The organism is Xanthomonas sp. 4461 (genome assembly GCF_024806475.1).
Lineage (GTDB): Bacteria > Pseudomonadota > Gammaproteobacteria > Xanthomonadales > Xanthomonadaceae > Xanthomonas > Xanthomonas arboricola_F.
The window spans coordinates 1441570-1461018 of sequence record NZ_JANTYV010000001.1 but is presented as its reverse complement, the minus strand read 5'-3'; the positions used below and the strand labels follow the sequence as shown (position 1 = coordinate 1461018).

Genomic DNA, 19449 nt, shown 5'->3' with positions numbered 1-19449 from the left:
CGCAGACACCACCCACTGCGACGCACATCGCAGTGCTGCATCGCCAGATTGCGACGCGTTAAGGTTTCGTTTACAACTCGGGATGGACCGCAGGGCACGGGGGCGTGCGGACACTCAAAGATCCTTCTGGAGAGAGAAAGGATGAAGCGTCTGATTGCCCCGTCTCGGTCATGCCTGGCCGTGCAGCTGTCGTTGTGTCTGATCCCCACACTGGCCTGGGCGCAACAGCCCGACGCCCCCGGCACGCGTACGCTCGATAGCGTGCAAGTCACCGGCACCCGCATCAAGACCGCGGAGCTGCAAGGTCAGGTGCCGATCCAGACGCTCAACCGCGCAGATATCGAACGTACCGGCCTGACCTCGATCGGCGAAGTGCTGCAGGAGCTCACCGCGTCCGGTTCGGCGCTCAATGCCAAGTTCAATTCGTCCGGCAATTTCGGCTTTCCGCCCGACGGCAGCGGCGTGGGGGCGGGTTCGGCGCAGGTGGATCTGCGCCACCTGGGCTCCAAGCGCGTGCTGGTGCTGGTCGATGGCATCCGCTGGGTCAACGAGTCGTCCGCCTCGGGCGTGGGCTCGTCGACCGACCTCAACACCATCCCGCTGGCGATCGTCGAACGCATCGAAGTGCTCGAAGACGGCGCTTCGTCGTTATACGGCTCCGATGCGATTGCCGGCGTGGTCAACATCATCACCCGGCGCAGCTTCGACGGCGCGCAGGTCACGCTCAACTATGGCCAATACGGCAAGGGCGATGGCGCCAACCAGGGCGTGGACCTGGCCTGGGGCACCAGCGGCGAGGATTTCAGCCTGTTTCTGGGCGCCAGCTACGTCAAACAGGACCCGATCTATGCGCGCGACCGTGCGCAGGCGCGCTTTCCGATCCCGGGCACCGGGCTGACCTTCGGCAGCTCGGCCACGCCGGATGGGCGCTTTCAGTTCGTCGACCCGAACACCGGCGCGCGCCAGAACCTCACGCCCAATGCAGGCGTGGGCACGCCGCAATACGACGGCAGCGCTGGGTGCACACGCGGCGACGACTATCACTGCTTCGGCACCGCAGACCGTTACAACTTCGCCGAGCAGAACCTGTTGCTGACACCGTCCGAGCGCAAGGGCGTGTTTGCGCAGTTCCGCTATTACTTCAACGACGACGTGCAGTGGTACGTCAAGGCATTGGGCAATCGCCGCGAGTCGACCAACCAGGCCGCGCCGGAGCCGATCTTTCTCGGCCCCGATGCCGGTACCGGCAATCCGCTCGCCGACAACATCGTGATTTCCGGCTTGAATCCGTTCAATCCGTTTGGGTTCGATCTGAACTCGGCCACCAACCTGATCCAGATCGGCCGGCGTCCGGTGGAAGGCGGGCCGCGTCGCTACGAACAGCAGGTGGATACGCAGTACGTCGGCACCGGGCTGGTAGGGACGTTCGAAGCGGCCGCGCGCACCTGGTATTGGGATGTCAACGGCATGTACAGCAAAAACAAGGCCGAGCAGACCAACTACGGCAGCTACAACCTGTTCAACATCAATCTGGCCTTGGGCGACCCGGCCGCGTGCGCGGCGGTGGCCGGCTGCGTGCCGCTGGATATCTTCAGCGGCGCCGGCAGCATCACCCCGGAGATGTTGCGCTGGATCCAGCCGGTGGTGCGCGATCGCAGCCAGAACGAGTTGAGCCTGTTCACCGCCAACCTCAGCAGCGAATTGTTCCAGCTGCCGGGCGGCGCGGTATCGTTTGCCGGCGGCTACGAATACCGCAAGTACGAAGGCTCGTATCAGCCCGATCCGCTCACCGTGGCCGGCCGCTACAACGGCGTGCCGTCGTTGCCGACCTCCGGTAGCTACGACGTCAACGAGGCGTATCTCGAGCTGAACATCCCGATCTTCGCCAACTCGTCGTTGGGCGACAAGCTCGATCTGAACATCGCCGGCCGCTACTCGGATTACTCCACCTTCGGCGGTGAATTCACGCCCAAGTACGGCCTGCGCTGGCAGGTCACCGATGAGCTGGTGTTGCGGACCAGCTACGCCGAAGGTTTCCGTGCGCCGACCATCGGCGAACTGTTCGGTTCGGCTGCGCGCGCCGACCTGCAGCTATCGGATCCGTGCTCGATCGGCCTGGGCGGTACCGCGCCGCGCGGCAGTGCGGCCAACTGCGCGGCACTGGGCGTGCCGGGCGGTTACCAGCAGGCCAACCAGCAGATTTCGGTCACCACCGGCGGCAACGAGCAACTGGATCCGGAGCGCTCGCGCAGCTTTAGCGCCGGCTTTGTGTTCAGCCCGGGCTTTGCCAGCAACGCCAGCTGGTCCGACCGGCTGGACATGGAGGTGACGTTCTATCGCCATCACGTCGATGGCGCGATCCAGGCCATCAACGCGCAGACGCAGCTGGATCTGTGCGTCGATACACTGGATGCGCTGTATTGCGACGGCATCGGGCGCGCGTCCACCGGCGGCATCAACGCCTTCAACAACCGGCTGACCAACCTGGGCTCGATCAAGACCGATGGTTGGGACGTGGACCTGTTCTGGACGCTGCCGGAAAGCGCATTCGGCCGCTTCAAGCTGTCATGGCAGAACACCTTCGTGGGCCGTTACGAAGCACTGGGCGCAGCCGGGCAGCGGCAGCCACAGGGGCCGGGGATCGAAGTGGTCGACAGTGCGATTCCCGAGTGGACCAGCAATGCCGTCCTTGATTGGTCGCTGGGCAACTGGACCGCATCGTGGACGGCGCGCCACATCTCCAAGCTCACCGAGCAGTGCGGCGATGCGGTGGAGTTTGCGGTGTGCTCGGATCCGTCGGTCGGCACAAATCGGCTGGATGCGATCACCTATCACGATGCGCAGGTGGGATACCGCTTCGACTGGCTCAAGGGACTGCAACTCAACGCCGGCTTGAACAACGTCTTCGACAAGGATCCCCCGATCTGCCTGTCGTGCTCACTCAATGGCTACGACGCCTCCACTTACGACGTCCCCGGCGGGCGTTTCTGGTATGTGCGTGCGGATCTGAAGTTCTAGAGGCGCCGGGCGCTGCGTGGTTCTTCAGCAAGAACCACGCAGGCCGATCGGGTAACTGCGGCGCTGCGGAGGTGTCGTTGTCGCATCAGGCAGGGTCGTGGCAAGGGATGCTCCGCCGGTTGTCTGCGTATCGCAGCGGTGCGCTTTAGCGCGGGCGCATTGTCGTGCCGTCGTTGTCGTCGATCGGCGACAACGACCGTTTCAGCGCGGCTGCACCGGCCGATAGTCTGGCAAGGCGATGCTGTTGGAATCGCGCGCGAAGCTGTTGTTGATGACGCGTCGGACAAACGGGGTGCCTGCCAGGCGCATCGCGCCGCGCAGCAGCCTCAGCCCGACAGCGGAGTGCGGCCAGAGCAGGCGCGGGACGATCTTGGGGACGTTCTGCCCCTCTTTGACGAACGGGCGCATGATCCGTTCGTAGTGCGTAAACGCCTGCGTCGGCGCGCTGGCCTGCGCAAGTTCGCCCGCCAGTACATAGCTGCCGACCATCGCCAGCGTCGTGCCGATACCCGACAGAGATGTGGGGCACCATGCGGCGTCGCCGGTCAACACCACCCGGCCGGCGGACCATCGCGGCATGCGCACCTGCCGTAGCACGTCGAAGTAGAAATCGTCGACATCCTTCATTACGTCGAGAATGCGCGGAAATTCCCAGCCGTCGTTGGCAAATTGCGCTTGCATGTAGCGCCGTTGCCGCTCCGGGCTCCACGCGTTCTCGCCCTCGGGCCGCTTCTGCAGGCCGAGATAGGCGCCCAGCTTGCCGTCCAGCGCGGGTTTCAACGTCGCGCCGCGTCCGCCCACCGTGTTGTATTGCCTGGCATACGCACTGTCGTGCGGGAGTTGGGGGATGCTGAAGTACGCGATGGTCATGTCCATCCAGTACGGCACGTTCTCGCCGGGAAACACCAGCTCACGCGTCTGCGCGCCAACGCCTTCGGCGACCACGACAGCGTCGTAGCGTGCGGATCGGCCGCTGTGGAAGGTGACGTCCACGCCCTCCTTGTCCTGGACAACCTCGCGAATGCTGTCGCCGAAGCGATAGGGCACGCGCTCGCGGGTGGCGTCGTACAGGATGCGCGCAAGGTCGCCGCGACGGATTTCCAGGTCGGCGGTAGGCCCGCTGTCGGTGTCGGACTCGTCTGCCTTGAAGCGCGCAATGACGCGATTGTCTTCGCTCACCCAATCGGTGCCGAGCTCCTTGGTGCTGCGTTCGAATGCGCGTGCTTCCAGTCCCATGCGGCGCAGCACTTCGCGGGCGCTGCCGCGCACGTCGACGTTCTGGCCGCCGTCACGAAACGCCGGCGCGCGTTCGACGACCTCGGCTTCGACTCCGTAGGCGTCAAGCCACCATGCTGCAGTGGTCCCGGCGACGCTTGCGCCACTGATGAGAATCCGGGGGGACATGATGCCGCTCCTGCAGTGAATGTATATCACGCATGATACTTAAATATCATGCGTGATGCTATTCGCCTGCGGCGGATTCCAGGTTGGCGATCAGCCGGCCAAGCAGGACCGTCAGCAGCCCGGCTTCTTCGCTGGAAAATCCCGAGACGCCGACTGCATTGAAGTGGAGCAGCGCAGTGCGCCCGGCGGCGGCTGCGTCTTTGCCGGCATCAGTCAACCGCACGGTGGCGGCGCGTTTGTCGTTGGACGTCGCCTCGCGCGCAATCAGCGCCATCGCTTCGAGCTTGTCCAGCAGCGCGGCCATGGCAGGCTGTTTCACTGCGGAGTGGCGCACCAGATCCCGCTGCAGCATCGGGCCTTTCCACGACAGCAGCAGCAACGGTGCAATCAGCGCAAGGGTCAGCCCGTGTTCGCGCAGGCGGGCGTCGACACTGCGATTGAAGACGCGCGCGGCATGGTTGGCCAGATAGCCGGGCGCGATGGCGGCTTCCGGGTGGATGTCCGAGTTCATGCGCAAAGCATATCCCACGCGTGCGGGCGACGGTGCCGCGCGGCAGGGGCTGTCGTGCGGCGGGACAGTGCGGCTGGCACGTAACGGCAAGGCGCATCTTTCGACGAAGGCGCAGCGCCTTGCGATGGGCTGCGACGGATGCGCGACGGGTTAGTGCGTCGCGCATCCACGGGCCTCACTCGTTGCCGATCGTTACCGGCGCACGGGTGCATCGCTGGCGATGTAGTAATCGGCAGTGCTGCGCGGCAACGGTGTCCGTCCCCGCATACGGTCGGCGATCTTCTCGGCAATCATGATGGTGGTGGCATTGAGGTTGCCGGTGATGATGCGCGGCATGATCGAGGCGTCGATGACGCGCAGGCCTTCCATGCCGTGCACGCGGCCCTGGCCATCCACCACGGCCATGTCGTCGGTGCCCATCGCACACGAGCACGACGGGTGATACGCCGTCTCCGCCCGCGCACGCACGAAGGCGTCCAGCTCGGCGTCGGTCTTGCAGTCTGCGCTCGGGCTGATCTCGCGTCCGCGATACGCATCGAGTGCGGGCTGGGCGATGATCTCGCGGGTGATGCGGATCGCATCGCGGAATTCCTGCCAGTCCTGATCGGTGGACTGGTAGTTGAAGAGGATGGACGGATGCTGGTGCGGGTCGCGCGAGGTGGCATGCACGCGCCCGCGGCTGGGCGTGCGCATCGAGCCCACATGCGCCTGAAACCCGTGTTCCTTCACCGCATTGCTACCGTTGTAATTGATCGCCACCGGCAGGAAGTGGTACTGGATGTTGGGCCAGTCGAACTCGTCGCGCGTGCGGATGAAACCGCCGGCTTCGAACTGGTTGCTGGCACCGGTGCCGGTGCCGGCGAACAGCCACTCGGCGCCAATCGCAGGCTGGTTCCACCACTGCAGCGCGGGGTACAACGAGACCGGCTTGGTGCACGCGTACTGGATGTAGACCTCCAGATGATCCTGCAGGTTCTGGCCGACGCCGGGCAGGTCGTGGACCAGTTGGACATCGAGTGCACGCAGCAGATCGGGCGCGCCGACACCGGAGCGCTGCAACAGCTGCGGTGAGGCGATGGCGCCCGCACATACCAGCACTTCGCGGCGCGCGTGCGCATCGATGCCTTCGCTGCTGTTGCCGACCAGGTAATGCACGCCGATCGCGCGCTTGCCGGCAAACAGGATGCGGTCCGTGGTTGCATGGGTGACGATATGCAGGCCATCGCGCGGCCTGGCCATGTCGAGATAGCCGCGCGCGGTACTGGCGCGGCGTCCGCGTGGGGTCACGGTGCGGTCCATCGGCCCGAAACCTTCCTGCTGGTAGCCGTTGAGATCGTCGGTGCGCGGGTAGCCAGCCTGCACGCCGGCATCGACCATGGCATGGAACAGCACGTTGTTGTCGTTCTTCGGCGTGGCAACGCTGACCGGGCCTTCGCCGCCGTGGTAATCGTTGGCGCCGATGTCGCGCGTTTCGGCCTTGCGAAAGTACGGCAGCACATCGCGGTAGCTCCAGTCCTCCAACCCCGGGCGTTTGGCCCAGTGATCGAAATCGAGCGCGTTGCCGCGGATGTAGCACATGCCGTTGATCAGCGACGAACCACCCAGGCCCTTGCCGCGCCCGCACTCCATGCGCCGGTTGTCCATATGCGGCTCCGGTTCGGTTTCATAGGCCCAGTTGTAGCGGCGGCCCTGCAGCGGAAACGCCAGCGCGGCCGGCATCTGGGTGCGGAAGTCCAGCCGGTAGTCCGGCCCGCCCGCTTCGAGCAGGAGCACCGTCACGCCCGGGTCTTCGGTCAGACGTGCGGCCAGCACGTTGCCTGCCGAACCGGCGCCGATGATGATGTAGTCGTATTCGCGTTGCATGGTGGTCTCCTGATGCGTGTGCGGTGCAGCGGCAGTCAAGGCACTGCGTCGTCGCTGTTCTGGGCGCGGCAATGTGGTGGTGCGCGCAGCGCGTGTGTTGGGCGCAACGCACGCATCCAGCGATGGCGTGCGTTGCAGCGTCGGCCGCTCAAAACACCGATGCGTAGCGTTCCAGCTCGACCTGGACCGACTTGGTGCGCGTATACGCCTGCAGGGTGGCCAGGCCATTCTCGCGACCCACGCCGGACTGCTTGTAACCGCCTACCGGCATCGGTGCGGGTGACTCGCCCCAGGTGTTGATCCAGCAGATGCCCGCTTCCAGGCGATGGATCAGCCGGTGCGCACGCGCCAGATCGGGCGTGACCACACCGGCCGCCAACCCGTAGGTGGTGGCATTGGCGCGCGTCACCGCTTCGTCTTCGTCGTCGTAGGGGAGCAGGCTCAGCACCGGCCCGAAGATCTCCTCGCGCACGATCGTCATCACGTCGCTGCAATCGCTGAAGATCGTCGGCGCCACGTAGCAACCTTGCGCCAAGGCGCCGTCGCGCAGGCGCTCGCCGCCGCACAGCAGGCGCGCGCCCTCGGCCTTGCCTTGTTCGATGTAGTCCAGCACGCGCTGCATGTGCGCGGCGCTGACCATCGGGCCGAAGGTGGTGCGTTCGTCGAGCGGGTCGCCGATGTGGATGCGTTGCACGCGTGCCAGCAGCCGCGCTTCGAAGGCGGTGCGCAACGCACGCGGCACGAACACCCGGGTACCATTGGTGCACACCTGGCCGGAGCTGTAGAAGTTGGCCATCATCGCGATGTCGGCAGCCAGATCCAGATCGGCATCGGCACAGACGATCAGCGGGGATTTGCCGCCCAGCTCCATGGTCACGTCTTTCAACGACGAACTCGATGCGCTGGCCATCACCTTGCGCCCGGTGGCGGTGCCGCCGGTAAAGCTGATCTTTTCGATTTGCGGGTGCTCGGTCAGCGCGGTGCCCACGCTGGCGCCATCGCCTGGCAGTACGTTGAATACGCCATTGGGCAGGCCGGCTTCGGTGAACAGCTCCGCCAGCTTGAGTGCAGTGAGCGGAGTGACTTCGCTGGGCTTGAAGATCATCGCGTTGCCCGCGGCCAGTGCCGGTGCGGCCTTCCACAATGCGATCTGGATCGGGTAATTCCACGCGCCGATGGCGCCGACAACGCCCAGCGGCTCGTGCCGCGTGTAGAAAAAGCTCCCCTCGCGCAAGGGCACCTGTACGCCTTGCAATGCCTGCGACACGCCGGCGTAGTACTCCAGCACGTCGGCACCGGTGACGATGTCCACACTGCGGGTTTCGCTCAGCGGCTTGCCGGTGTTGAGCGTCTCCAGCTCGGCCAGCGCATCGTTGCGCTCGCGCAGCAGCGCCACCGCGCGCAGCAGGATACGCGAGCGCTCCACCGTCGTGAGCGCGGCCCACACGCGTTGGCCGGCCTTGGCGCTATCGACCGCAGCGTCCAGATCGTCGGCACCAGCGTTGTGCACGTTGGCCAGCACCTCGCCGGTCGCGGGATTGACGACTTCGAATGTGTGGCCGCCGCGGGCGGGAACATAACGGCCGCCGATGTACAGCAGCTGGTCGGGGAAACGTGGCATGACAAACCTCCTTGGGACGGTCGCCGCAGCGACGCAGCTCAGCGCGTGAGGTGCAGAAACTGCAGGTGACGCTCGTATTGATCGATGATGTCGTTGATGATCTGTTCGCGGCTGTAGCCAACCAGGTCGTAGTCCTGGCTGCCCTCGTACAGATAGACTTCGGCGCGGTAGTAACGTTGGTTGCGGAAGCGTTGCGCCACGAACGACGGGGTGAGGTACCCGCGCATCACCACCTGGTAGCGGAAGCCTTGCTGTTCGCCGTGGTCGACGCTGATTTCCATGTCGCCGTCGTCGATCCGGCTGCTGACCTTCCAGCCTTCTTCCTGCAGCTGCGCGGTCACCGCTTCGATCGCCGGACGCACCTGGTCGTACATGAAGCGGTAGACCTCGTCGCGCGCCGGGAAGTGCATCGCCTGGCCCAGCCGCTGGCGCCAGCCGCCATGATGACGCGACTGCCCGATCAACGGACTGGGGCTATGGAGCTGTGCGCGCTTGCGCTGCGATTCCTCGCTCAGCGCGCGCGACAGGCCCCATGCCATCAGCAGCAACACCGCGGAGAACGGCAGCGATGCCAGCACCACCGCCGATTTCAGCGCGTCCATGCTACCGGCCAGCAATAGACCTGCAGTGACCACGGCAGTGAGTACGCCCCAGAACACGCGCAGCCAGCGCGGGCCGTCGTCGTGCGGCTCGCCGCCGTGCGAGGACAGCGTGGACAGCACCACGGTGCCGGAATCGGCCGAGGTGACAAAGAACACGAAGCTGATCGCCACCGTCACCGTGATCACCGTGCGGCTCCACGGATAGCTTTGCAGCAGCGAGTACAGCACCGTCTGTGGCGCATCGATGGCCTGTTGCGCCAATGCGCCCTGGCCATGATGCAGCAACTGATCCAGCGCGCTGTTGCCGAAGATCGACAGCCACGCCAGGGTGAATCCCAGTGGGATCAACAAAACGCCCAGCACGAATTCGCGAATGGTGCGCCCGCGCGAGATGCGCGCAATGAACAGGCCGACGAACGGCGCCCAGCCGATCCACCAGGCCCAGTAGAACACCGTCCAGTTGCCCAGCCAGTCCGCGCGTCCGCCATAGGCGTAGACGTCGAAACTCTTGCCGACCACGCTGCCCAGGTAGTCGCCCAGGTTCTGCATCAAGGCATTGAGCAGGTATTGCGTCGGGCCGGCAAACAGCATGAACAGCAGCAGCGCGATCGCCAGCAACATGTTGATGTCCGACATCCAGCGCACGCCTTTTTCCACGCCCGATACCGCCACCACGATGGCTGCGCCCATCATCGCCACGATCAACGCGACCTGCACCCAGTGCGTATGCGGCACATCGAACAAGGTGCTCAGCCCGGCATTGAGATGCAGCACGCCAAAGCCCATGTCCGCACCGATGCCGAACACCGTCGCCACGATGCCCAGCGCATCCACGGTGTAACCGATCGGCCCGTTGATGCGCTTGCCGATCAGTGGATACAGCGCCGAGCGCAATGCCAGCGGCAGGTTATGACGGAAGGCGAAATACGCCAGCGCCATCGCCGCCAACGCGAACACGCCCCAGCCATGCAGGCCCCAGTGCAGAAACAGCAACTGCATGGCCTGCCGTGCCGACGCTTCGCCGCTGCCGGTGCCGCCTTGTGGCGGCTGCAGATAATGGGTGAGCGGTTCGGAAACGCAGAAGAAGAACAGCGTGATGCTGATGCCGGCGGCGAACAGCATGCCGGCCCAGGAGAGATAGCTGAATTCCGGTTCGTCGTGATCGGCGCCGAGCTTGATGTTGCCGTAGCTGGACAACGCCACGCCGAGCACGAACACCAGATACACCGTCATTGCCAGCAGGTAGTACCAGCCGACGTTGCGCGAGGCCCAGGTCTGCGCATCCAGCAACACGCGGCCGGCGTCCAGCGGAAACAGCGCAACCAGCAAGGCGAATGTGCACACCACCGTCGCGGCCAGCACGAACACCGGCCGCAAGGTGCGCACCGGCAACGGCTGCGGCTCGACTGCACTCATACCGACGCACTCATACGATGCGTATCACGTGACGTGCTCCCAACGAAAAACCGCCTGCGTTATCGCACAGGCGGTGTTTAGGGGGTGTCGTCGGTCGAGTTCGCCAGTGCGAACCCGTGGGCACTTTGCGTGCGCTAGCGCAGCAACTGCAGCGGAACGCGGATATCCATGCCCACTGCCAGGTGATCGGAGAACGCGGCAGGAATCGCTTCGGTGTGCTCGATCGCTAGGCTGTCGCTGACCAGGATATGGTCGATCGCCCGGTCCGGGCGCCAGCTCGGGAAGGTATGCACCACGCAGCTCGGCGGCTGCAATCGCGTATGCCGATACAAGGCCTGCATTTCCGGCCGGTCGGCCACGCAGTTGAAGTCGCCCATCAGCATCGCGTTGGGATGCTCGGAGAGCAGCTCGGCGATGAAGGCCAACTGGGACATGCGCGAATTGGCGCCCAGCGACAGATGCGCCACCGCTACCGCCAGCCCATCGCGACCCTGCCCGAACTTGGCAAGCAGGATGCCGCGTCCGCCGATGCGGCCGGGCAGGGCGTGGTCCTGGACTTCCAGCGGTTCCAGCTTGCTCAGCAAGCCGTTGGCGCTGGAGGCCACCCCGCCCATGCGGCGGTTGGGTTGGTGGCTCCAGTAGTGGAAGCCGGCACGTTCGGCCAGATAGTGGGTCTGGTTGGTGAAGCCCGAGCGCAGGCTGCCCGGGTCGGCTTCCTGCAGGCCGACGATGTCGCGGTCGCCGGCCAGCTTGGCGATGCTGTCCAGGCTGGTGCGCTTTGCGCCTAGCGGCAACGCATGCGACCAGCTGCGGGTCACGTAATCGCTGTAACGGCGAGTGCTGGAGCCGGCCTGGATATTGGCGGTCAGCACCCGCAGGGTGCGCGAGTCCGAAGCGTTCACGATGCGGCGGTCGCCCGGCTCACTTGGCCAGGGTGGCGCGTTCGCGCGCGATCAGGTGATCGGCGATGCGCAGCATGTCCGGGAAGCTCTTGCCCTTGACCAGGTACTTGCCGTTGACGATCAGCGACGGCGTGCCGGTGATCTGGCTACGGGTGGCGAACTGCTTGGCGCGGTTGGTCTTGGCCGACACACCGAAGCTGCTCATGGTGTCGATGAAGGTCTTGGAGTCAACGCCGTACTTGGCGTAGAACGCGGCGATGTCCTGCACCGAGTCCTTGCCGCGCTCGCCCTTGAGGGTCTGGTCGACGTGGATGGCCTTGTACAGCGCCTCGTGGGTCTTTTCCTGCACGCCCAGGGTCTCGGCGGCATAGAAGGCACGCGCATAGTCATCCCAGGGGCCACCGAACATCGCCGGCACGTAGACGAAATGCACGTCCGACGGCAGGCCGGCCTTCCATGGACCGACCAGCGGCTGGAACGCGTTGCAGGCGGGGCAGACATAGCCAAAGATCTCGGCCACTTCGATCTTGCCGGCGGCCTGCTGGTACGGCTGGCCTGCCGGGATGTCCACATAGTCGGTACCGGCGATCGGCTCGGGGCCGTTCGGTGCGCGCGGAGCGGCGCTGGGGGCGGCAGCGGGCGGGGTGGTGGCGCTCTCGCCAACCGCAGGCGGTGCGGCGGGGTCGGCGGCCGGAGTGGTAGCGGCCGGCGCAGGCGCCGCTTCGGCAGCCGGCGTGGTGGCGGCAGGTGCGGTGTCGGACGAGCCGTCCTGGGCCTTGCAGGCGACCAGGATCGGCAGCAGCGCCATCAGCGTCAGGGCGAAGCGGGTCTTCATCGGATTGGATCTCCAGCGTGGGGCGAGGAAAGGGCCGGACGGCCGCGGGGCGCATGATGCCACGGCGGCCGTCGGTGGCGGTTACGCGGTTCAGCGCTTGGCAGGGCCGGCGTGTTCGCGGGCGATGAGGTAGTCGGCCACGCGCAGCATGTCCGGGTAATTGCGCGCGCCGATCAGGTAACGCCCGTTGACGATGATGGCCGGGGTGCCGGGCAGCTTGCTGCGCTGTGCGAACTCGCGCGCGGCCTTGAGTTTGGCGTCCACCGCCGCGCTCTTGAAGGTGTCGACGAAGCGCTGCTGCGGCACGCCGTAGTCGGCATAGAACGCAGCCAGTTCTTCCGGCGCCACGTTCTGGGTCGGTACGCTCTGCTTTTCGTGGATGGCATCGAACATGGCGCGGTGGCTGCGCTTGGCCACGCCGAGGATGTCGGCGGCGAAGTAGGCGCGCGCAAACGCATCCCAGAACCCGCCGAAGGCTGCCGGCACCGGGGTGAAACGCACGTAGGACGGCTGCTTGGCCGCCCAGACTTCCAGCGTCGGCTCGAAGTGCGCGCAATGCGGGCAGGTGTAGCCGAACACTTCCACCACTTCGACCTTGCCGGCCAGCGGCGCGTACGGCTGGCCCCCGTCGATCAGGGTGTAGTCCTCGCCTTCGACCGGCGGCGCCGTCTTGTCGGCGGCGCAGGCCGAAAGTGGCACCAGGATCAACAACAGCAGGGACAGGCGGGAAAGCAGATTCATGCAGGCTCCGTGGGGGATGAGAGAGGAGGCGGGAAACGACGACGCCGGTCGCGGGACCGGCGTCGTGACGCGGTGTGGCAGGTGGGCACCTCAGCTCATGAGCGCGCCGGTGTCCCGACAGGCGTCTGTGCAGCAGCGGCATCGTCGGCACGGTCGTGCAGACCTTGCAGATAGCTGGACAGCGCCTGGATCTCCTGCTCGCTCAGCGGGCGTGCCACCTGCGCCATGATATTGAACAGCGCCGGATTGCGCTCCTGGGTGGTGCCGGCCTGGTATTCCTTCAGGCGCCGCGCTACGTAGTCGGCATGCTGGCCGCCCAGGCGCGGATATGCCGGTCCGGGATTGCCGCCACCGGACGGGCCGTGGCACGCCATGCAGGCCGGCACGCCACGTGCGATGTCGCCCCCGCGGTAGAGCTTTTCGCCGACCTCGTAGAACTTCATGCCTTGATATGGCCCTTCGGCGATCACGGCATCGTCGGCGACCCCGGCGGACGCCTTCTGGGTAGCGAAGTAGGCGCCCAGATCGCGCATGTCCTGCGCGGTGAGGTCCTTGACGAAAGGCACCATCACCGCCGACATCCCGGTATTGCGCTCGCCGCTGGCGATCAAGGCCACCTGATGCGCAACGTAGCGCTCGGTTTGCCCGGCGATGCGCGGGTACATGGCCACCGCCGGATTGCCGTCCGGGCCGTGGCAGGCCGCGCAGGCGGCCGCCTTGGCCTGCCCGGCCTTGGCATCGCCCCAGGTGGTCTTGGCCAGATCCACCTCCAGCGGCGCAACCCGCACGGGCGGTGGATCAGGGATCGGCGTGACCGCCGACTGCGCAAACGCCACGGCGGCAACGACCGGCACGGCGAGGGCGGCGAGGACTAGCACACGAGCATGGCGCATCAGCTAAAGCTCCGTATGGACCCGGCCCGCGCGCGTTGGGTGCTGGCAGTGGCAGGCGTGCTTCGATTATCGACACGCCTTTGCGCCAGGGTCAACGAACAGTGCAGCAAAACCCTCGGGCCCGAACGTGCGATCCTAGCGGGATGTCGCTCCTTATCGAACAAGCCCGCTACCACCTGTCCGCCCATAACGCCCGGCAATTGCCCGACGATGGCGGCTACGAGGTGGCCTTCGCCGGCCGCTCCAACGCCGGAAAATCCAGCGCGCTCAATGCGCTGACCCGCCAGAATTCGCTTGCGCGCGTGTCCAAGACCCCTGGCCGCACCCAGCAGCTGGTGTTCTTCCAGATCCAGCCCGAGCGCTATCTGGTGGATCTGCCCGGTTACGGCTACGCCAAGGTGCCGCAGGACCTGCAGGCGCACTGGCAGGCCTTCATCGACCGCTATTTCCGCACCCGCGAGGCCTTGCGCGGCCTGGTGGTGGTGATGGATATCCGCCATCCGCTCAAGGATTACGACCTGCAGATGCTCGGCTATGCCGCCGAACGCGGCCTGCCTGCGCACGGCTTGCTGACCAAGGCCGACAAGCTCGGCCGTGGCCAGCAGATGCAGACCCTGCAGAAGGTCAAGAAGGAAGTGACCTCGCGCTTTGGCGACAGCGTGACCGTGCAGACCTACTCCGGCGAATCGCGCCAGGGCGTGGACGAACTGCGCGGCATCGTCGGCGGCTGGCTGGGTCTGGAGACGGAGCCGTCCGCGCAGGCGTGATCGAGGCCGGTCTGCATCGGGCGGTCGCGGTCAGCGATGCCCGGCGCAGGCTGGGAGTTCGGGGCAGATCCTGGTGCGGCGCGACGATCGGTCCACTTGCCGGGCGCCGTCGAGGTGCCGGCCGCCGCGGACTCACCCCACGGCCCATCACGCTAGACCTGCACGCCGAACAAGCTGCCGACCAGACCGGTGGCAAGCATGGCGGCCGCACCCCAGAACACCACCCGTAGCGCGCCGCGCCACAGTCTGGCGCCACCGGCGCGCGCCGCCAGTGCGCCGGTGACTGTCAGTCCGGCCAGCGTCGCTGCGCCCGTCGCCCAGATCTGCCCGCCGGCCGGTGCAAGCAGGGCGGCAACCACCGGCAGGACCGCGCCGGCAATGAATGCTGCCGCCGACGTTGCTGCGGCCTGCAGCGGGCGGGCGCGCGCTGTTTCGGTGATGCCCAGCTTGTCGCGTGCGTGGGCTTGCAGGGCGTCGTGAGCGGTGAGCTGTTCTGCGACACGGCGTGCCAGCGTGGGGTCGAGGCCGCGCCGGCAATAAATGGCAGCCAGCTCGTCCAGTTCGCTTTCGGGAAAGTCCTTCAGTTCGCGGCGCTCGGTCTCCAGGTCCGCATGTTCTGTGTCGACCTGCGACTGCACCGAGACATACTCGCCCGCCGCCATCGACATCGCGCCGGCCACGGTTCCGGCAACGCCGGTCGCGAGGACCACCGAGGCGGAAGCGCCTGCGCTGGCCACCCCGACCAGCAGCCCGGCGACCGAGACGATGCCGTCGTTGGCACCGAGCACGGCTGCACGCAGCCAACCGCTGCGGTCGCTGCGATGGGTTTCGGTGGGTTGCGCAGGCATGTCTGGCTCCGTTGGCTACCAGGAGCGTATGCCAAGCCATCGCCATCGGTGTGACCGTCTTGCATCGCATCGGGCCGCGTAGTGCCCATGGATGGAAATCTCAGACCTGGCCGATGACCGCGATTCTTCCATGACCTACGGTTATAGTGCGGGCCTTGCGGTGGCTGGGGAGTATCCCCACATCGTCCCACCCCTTCACGTTTGCGAGCCTGCCCTTGTCGAGTCCCAGCCACGTTGCCGAAACGCCGATCACCGAACGCGCGGAACTGGTCCAGGTCCTCGCCTCCGGCGAGAAGCCCAGCGCGGACTGGCGGATCGGGACCGAGCACGAAAAGTTCGGTTTCCAGCTCGACGACCTGCGCGCGCCCACCTTCGAAGGTGAGCGCGGCATCCAGGCGCTGCTGACCGGCTTGACCCGCTTCGGCTGGGAGCCGGTGCAGGAAAACGGCCACACCATCGCGCTGCTGCGCGACGGCGCCTCGGTGACGCTGGAGCCGGCCGGCCAGCTGGAACTGTCCGGCGCTGCGGTGGAAACCCTGCATCACACCTGCGTGGAAACCGGCACCCATCTGGACGAAGTGGCCCAGGTGGCCGGCGAGTTGCAGCTGGGGTTCCTGGGCATGGGCTTCCAGCCGAAGTGGCGCCGCGACCAGATGCCGTGGATGCCCAAGGGCCGCTACCAGATCATGAAGAACTACATGCCCAAGGTCGGCTCGCTCGGCCTGGACATGATGACGCGCACCTGCACGGTGCAGGTCAATCTGGATTACGCCACCGAAGCGGACATGGTGCAGAAGTTCCGCGTGTCGCTGGCACTGCAGCCGATCGCCACCGCCCTGTTTGCCGATTCGCCGTTCACCGAGGGCAAGCCCAACGGCTACCTCAGCTACCGCTCGCACATCTGGACCGACACCGACGCCGATCGCACCGGCATGCTGGATTTCGTGTTCGAAGATGGCTTCGGTTACGAGCGCTACGTCGATTACCTGCTCGATGTGCCGATGTATTTCTCGTATCGCAACGGCGTCTATGTCGATGCCAGCGGGCAGAGCTTCCGCGATTTCATGCAAGGCAGGCTGCCGGCGTTGCCGGGTGCGTTGCCTACCTTGCGCGACTGGTCGGACCACATGACCACCGCATTCCCGGAAGTGCGTTTGAAGAAGTATCTGGAAATGCGCGGCGCCGATGCCGGCCCGTGGAATCGCCTGTGCGCGTTGTCGGCATTCTGGGTCGGGCTGCTGTACGACCAGACCGCGCTCGATGCGGCCTGGGACCTGGTCAAGGATTTCAGCCCGACCGAACGCCACGCCTTGCGCGACGGCGTGCCCAAGCATGCGCTGGGCTTGCCGTTCCGCAACGGCACCGTGCGCGACCTGGCGGTGGAAGCGGTCAACATCGCCCGCGAAGGCCTGCGCCGGCGCGCACGGCTGAACGGCGATGGTCAGGACGAAACCGGCTTTGTCGATGTGATCGCCGAGATCGCCGAAAGCGGCGTCACCGCTGCCGAGCGCAAGCTCGCGCTGTATCACGGCGCATGGAACGGCGATATCGACCGCGTGTTCCGCGAGTTTGCGTACTGAGCAATGCTGTCTGGCTGCCTGTGTGGGCGATGCGCCGTCGGTGTAGGGCCTGGTGTGCGCGGCTTCCACCCTGGCGCTTGATGTGCGCGGTCGCCGGCATGCTCGGCGATATTGGCCGGTGAGCGCGTTGCCGGCGCTGGATCAGCGCGATGGCTAGGTGCCGCGATGGTGTGCCGTGACACCTGCGACGATGCTGCCGTGGGCCCTGCGCCCCGGATCCGGTGTCGCGGCCGGCTGCGGTCTGCCGTCAGCGCCGCTCCGGCATGCAGGGCAGGCGCACGGTCACGCGCAGCCCGCCATGGGCGCGATTGTCCAGGCGCAGGTCGCCGCCGTGCGCCAGCACGATGCTGTGCGCCACCGACAAGCCCAGGCCGATGCCGCCGGTGCCACGGTTGCGCGAGGACTCGCCCCGCACGAACGGCAGCAGCAGCTGTTCGCGCTGGGTAGGGTCGATACCGGGGCCGTCGTCGTCGATCCACAGCAAGCCATCCTCGCCATCGCGGGTGAGCTGCAGGCGCGCGCACTTGCCGTATTTCAAGGCGTTTTCGAGCAGGTTCATCACGGCGCGGCGCAATGCCAGCGGGTCGCCATCCAGGGTGATAGTCGGGCCGGGCAGCAGCGCGGCGTCGGCGCCGATATCGGTGGCGTTGTCGACCACGCTCTCCACCAGCAGGCGCAGGTCCAGCGGCGCGCGTTCGCCGCGATGGCGATCGTTCTGGATGAAATCCAGCGCCGCGGAAATCATCGCCTTCATCTCGTCGATATCGGCCAGCGCCTTGTCGCGTAGCGGCGGTTGCAGGTCGTCCAGTCGAAACGACAGCCGCGCCAGCGGTGTGCGCAGGTCGTGTGCGATCGCCGCCACCATGTGGGTGCGCTCATTGATCAGCCGGTTCAGGCGCGCCTGCATCGCATTGAACGAATCGGCGGCGCGGACGATTTCCGGCGGACCGCTGCGTTGCAGCGCGGCGGCGTGAGGATTGCGGCCCAGCCGGTCGGCGGCTTCGGCAAAACGCTTGATCGGTGCCGACAAGGCCCGTGAGAACCACCAGGCCAGCGGCACGTTGGCGAGCAGGCCGGCCAGGAACAGCAGCACGATATGGGTCTTGAATTCGGCCGACAGCCGCCGCCGCGGCGATTCCACCGTGCGCCAGCGGCCATCGGGTTGCTGCAGCGCGGCGGTAAAGCCATCCAGCAACGGTACCCCGGGGGTCAGGCGTTCGCTTTCCCAGTCGTCGGGCGCCTGGTCCGGGCGTAGCCCGTTGCCGAACGGCGGGTCGCCGGCTCTGCGGCCGGACGCCCATTCGGGCGACGGACGTTGCCGGCTGTCGCTGCCCGCAGCATCGGTGGCATGCAGCTGGCCGGGCAGATGCCGCGGCCGGTCGCCAGCCAGTTGCGGGCTTTCGCGGTCGTCGGCACTGCGATAGAACCGCACGCGCTGCGTGTCCACGTCCAGCCAGTGCGCCAGCAGCATCTCGGCGAAGGCGTCGCGGACCTGGCCGGGCGGTGCGGACGGCGGCTGCGCGCCGTCGTGCACCTTCAGGGTCTGGGTGCCGGCGGGCATGCGCGTGGACAGCAGCGCCACCACTTCCGGCGGATGCACGGGCGGCTCGTAGACAGGGGTGCGCATCACCAGCAGGGCGATGCCGATGACCTGGGCGGTGAGCAGTGCCACCGCCAGCAGGACGAACGTGCGGGCAAAGATCGACAGCCCGCGACGTGCCGGTTTGCTCACAGACGCGAGACGCCCGGCAGCAGCATGTAGCCCTCGTTGCGTACGGTGCGAATCAACTCGGTATGGACGCGTTCATTGATCTTGCGGCGCAGGCGGCTGATCTGGCTGTCGATGGCACGGTCGTAGACGTCGGTATCGCGGCCGCGCGCATAGTCCAGCAGCTGGTCGCGGCTGAGCACCCGCTGCGGATGCTCGACGAAGGTGCGCAGCAATGCGAACTCGCCGTCGGAGAGGTTGATGAAGATGCCGGTCGGGTCGCGCAGGTCGCGGCGCACCACGTCCAGTCGCCAACCAGCGAATTCGTAGACGTTTCCGCGCTGATCGGCCTGCTCGTGGCTGGCCTGGCTGCGGCGCAGCAGGGCGCGTACCCGCGCCAGCAGTTCGCGCGGGTTGCAGGGCTTGGCCAGGTAGTCGTCGGCCCCCACTTCCAGGCCGATGATGCGGTCGGTATCGTTGCCCAGTGCACTGAGCATGATGACCGCCGGCGAACCGCGTTCGCTGGCCAGGGCACGCGCGGCGCTCAGCCCATCTTCTCCCGGCATCATCACGTCGAGTACGATGAGGTCCGGGCGGCGCTGCGCCATGCGCGTGCGCATGTCGGCCACGTTCTCGGCAACGTCCACCTGGTAACCGTGGGCGCTCAGAAATTCGCCGATGAGCTTGCGCAGGTCCGGGTCGTCGTCGACCACAAGAACGCAGGGTTGTTGCATATCCAT

The 19449-nt window shown here is 66.3% G+C and carries 15 protein-coding genes; 3 read left to right on the top strand and 12 right to left on the bottom strand.

Annotated features, from left to right (window positions below; all coding sequences use genetic code 11):
* The first annotated feature begins 141 nt into the window (after positions 1-141).
* Entirely contained in the window at positions 142-3018 is a 2877-nt protein-coding gene (locus FHY19_RS06220) for a TonB-dependent receptor (protein ID WP_259163074.1), read from the top strand.
* Positions 3019-3219: 201 nt separating this feature from the next.
* On the opposite strand, the gene FHY19_RS06215 is transcribed toward FHY19_RS06220, so the two are convergent.
* The 9 genes from FHY19_RS06215 to FHY19_RS06175 all read right to left on the bottom strand — a co-directional run bounded on the left by FHY19_RS06215 (position 3220) and on the right by FHY19_RS06175 (position 13806).
* Positions 3220-4422: an FAD-dependent monooxygenase gene (locus tag FHY19_RS06215; protein ID WP_259163073.1), complete on the bottom strand. Its 1203-nt coding sequence runs from the start codon at positions 4420-4422 to the stop codon at positions 3220-3222.
* Between the two features lie 58 nt (positions 4423-4480).
* Entirely contained in the window at positions 4481-4933 is a 453-nt protein-coding gene (locus FHY19_RS06210) for a MarR family winged helix-turn-helix transcriptional regulator (RefSeq protein WP_259156479.1), read from the bottom strand.
* 192 nt (positions 4934-5125) lie between these two features.
* On the bottom strand, positions 5126-6796 hold the full coding sequence (gene betA / locus FHY19_RS06205) for a choline dehydrogenase (RefSeq protein WP_259163068.1): 1671 nt from the start codon (positions 6794-6796) through the stop codon (positions 5126-5128).
* A gap of 148 nt (positions 6797-6944) precedes the next feature.
* Positions 6945-8417, bottom strand: coding sequence for a betaine-aldehyde dehydrogenase (betB, locus tag FHY19_RS06200; protein ID WP_259163058.1), 1473 nt, complete (start codon positions 8415-8417; stop codon positions 6945-6947).
* A gap of 38 nt (positions 8418-8455) precedes the next feature.
* Positions 8456-10435: a choline BCCT transporter BetT gene (gene betT / locus FHY19_RS06195; RefSeq protein ID WP_259163053.1), complete on the bottom strand. Its 1980-nt coding sequence runs from the start codon at positions 10433-10435 to the stop codon at positions 8456-8458.
* Positions 10436-10569: 134 nt separating this feature from the next.
* Positions 10570-11307 (bottom strand): endonuclease/exonuclease/phosphatase family protein, encoded by a 738-nt coding sequence (locus FHY19_RS06190; RefSeq protein ID WP_046963281.1) that lies wholly within the window; start codon positions 11305-11307, stop codon positions 10570-10572.
* Between the two features lie 49 nt (positions 11308-11356).
* A complete protein-coding gene (locus FHY19_RS06185; protein WP_259163049.1) occupies positions 11357-12172 on the bottom strand; it encodes a thiol:disulfide interchange protein DsbA/DsbL in 816 nt (271 codons plus the stop codon).
* Positions 12173-12262: 90 nt separating this feature from the next.
* Positions 12263-12913 carry a thiol:disulfide interchange protein DsbA/DsbL gene (locus tag FHY19_RS06180; protein WP_259163047.1) on the bottom strand — a complete coding sequence of 217 codons (651 nt, stop codon included), beginning with the start codon at positions 12911-12913 and terminating at the stop codon, positions 12263-12265.
* Positions 12914-13008: 95 nt separating this feature from the next.
* Complete coding sequence (locus FHY19_RS06175) at positions 13009-13806, bottom strand: c-type cytochrome (RefSeq protein WP_259156471.1); 798 nt, start codon at positions 13804-13806, stop codon at positions 13009-13011.
* Positions 13807-13949: 143 nt separating this feature from the next.
* Between FHY19_RS06175 and yihA the strand changes: the two genes are divergently transcribed.
* On the top strand, positions 13950-14573 hold the full coding sequence (yihA, locus tag FHY19_RS06170; protein WP_259156470.1) for a ribosome biogenesis GTP-binding protein YihA/YsxC: 624 nt from the start codon (positions 13950-13952) through the stop codon (positions 14571-14573).
* Between the two features lie 152 nt (positions 14574-14725).
* Here the strand turns inward: yihA and FHY19_RS06165 are convergent, their stop codons facing one another.
* Positions 14726-15421, bottom strand: coding sequence for a VIT family protein (locus FHY19_RS06165; protein WP_259163045.1), 696 nt, complete (start codon positions 15419-15421; stop codon positions 14726-14728).
* A 215-nt stretch (positions 15422-15636) separates the two neighbouring features.
* Here FHY19_RS06165 and FHY19_RS06160 point away from each other — a divergent pair, with 215 nt between their 5' ends.
* Positions 15637-17001, top strand: a complete 1365-nt coding sequence (locus FHY19_RS06160) for a glutamate--cysteine ligase (RefSeq protein ID WP_259156468.1) — start codon at positions 15637-15639, stop codon at positions 16999-17001.
* 247 nt (positions 17002-17248) lie between these two features.
* Here the strand turns inward: FHY19_RS06160 and FHY19_RS06155 are convergent, their stop codons facing one another.
* Positions 17249-18733, bottom strand: a complete 1485-nt coding sequence (locus tag FHY19_RS06155; RefSeq protein ID WP_259163043.1) for an ATP-binding protein — start codon at positions 18731-18733, stop codon at positions 17249-17251.
* Complete coding sequence (locus FHY19_RS06150; protein WP_326521114.1) at positions 18730-19449, bottom strand: response regulator transcription factor; 720 nt, start codon at positions 19447-19449, stop codon at positions 18730-18732. Before FHY19_RS06150 ends, FHY19_RS06155 begins: the two co-directional genes overlap by 4 nt.

Bases quoted from the DNA above. Each gene is read 5' to 3' on its own strand.
- FHY19_RS06175 (WP_259156471.1), bottom strand. From the start codon at position 13,806: ATGCGCCATGCTCGTGTGCTAGTCCTCGCCGCCCTCGCCGTGCCGGTC.
- FHY19_RS06165 (WP_259163045.1), bottom strand. From the start codon at position 15,421: ATGCCTGCGCAACCCACCGAAACCCATCGCAGCGACCGCAGCGGTTGG.
- FHY19_RS06215 (WP_259163073.1), bottom strand. From the start codon at position 4,422: ATGTCCCCCCGGATTCTCATCAGTGGCGCAAGCGTCGCCGGGACCACT.
- FHY19_RS06180 (WP_259163047.1), bottom strand. From the start codon at position 12,913: ATGAATCTGCTTTCCCGCCTGTCCCTGCTGTTGTTGATCCTGGTGCCA.
- betA (WP_259163068.1), bottom strand. From the start codon at position 6,796: ATGCAACGCGAATACGACTACATCATCATCGGCGCCGGTTCGGCAGGC.
- yihA (WP_259156470.1), top strand. From the start codon at position 13,950: ATGTCGCTCCTTATCGAACAAGCCCGCTACCACCTGTCCGCCCATAAC.
- FHY19_RS06210 (WP_259156479.1), bottom strand. From the start codon at position 4,933: ATGAACTCGGACATCCACCCGGAAGCCGCCATCGCGCCCGGCTATCTG.
- FHY19_RS06220 (WP_259163074.1), top strand. From the start codon at position 142: ATGAAGCGTCTGATTGCCCCGTCTCGGTCATGCCTGGCCGTGCAGCTG.
- betT (WP_259163053.1), bottom strand. From the start codon at position 10,435: ATGAGTGCAGTCGAGCCGCAGCCGTTGCCGGTGCGCACCTTGCGGCCG.
- betB (WP_259163058.1), bottom strand. From the start codon at position 8,417: ATGCCACGTTTCCCCGACCAGCTGCTGTACATCGGCGGCCGTTATGTT.
- FHY19_RS06150 (WP_326521114.1), bottom strand. From the start codon at position 19,449: ATGGATATGCAACAACCCTGCGTTCTTGTGGTCGACGACGACCCGGAC.
- FHY19_RS06185 (WP_259163049.1), bottom strand. From the start codon at position 12,172: ATGAAGACCCGCTTCGCCCTGACGCTGATGGCGCTGCTGCCGATCCTG.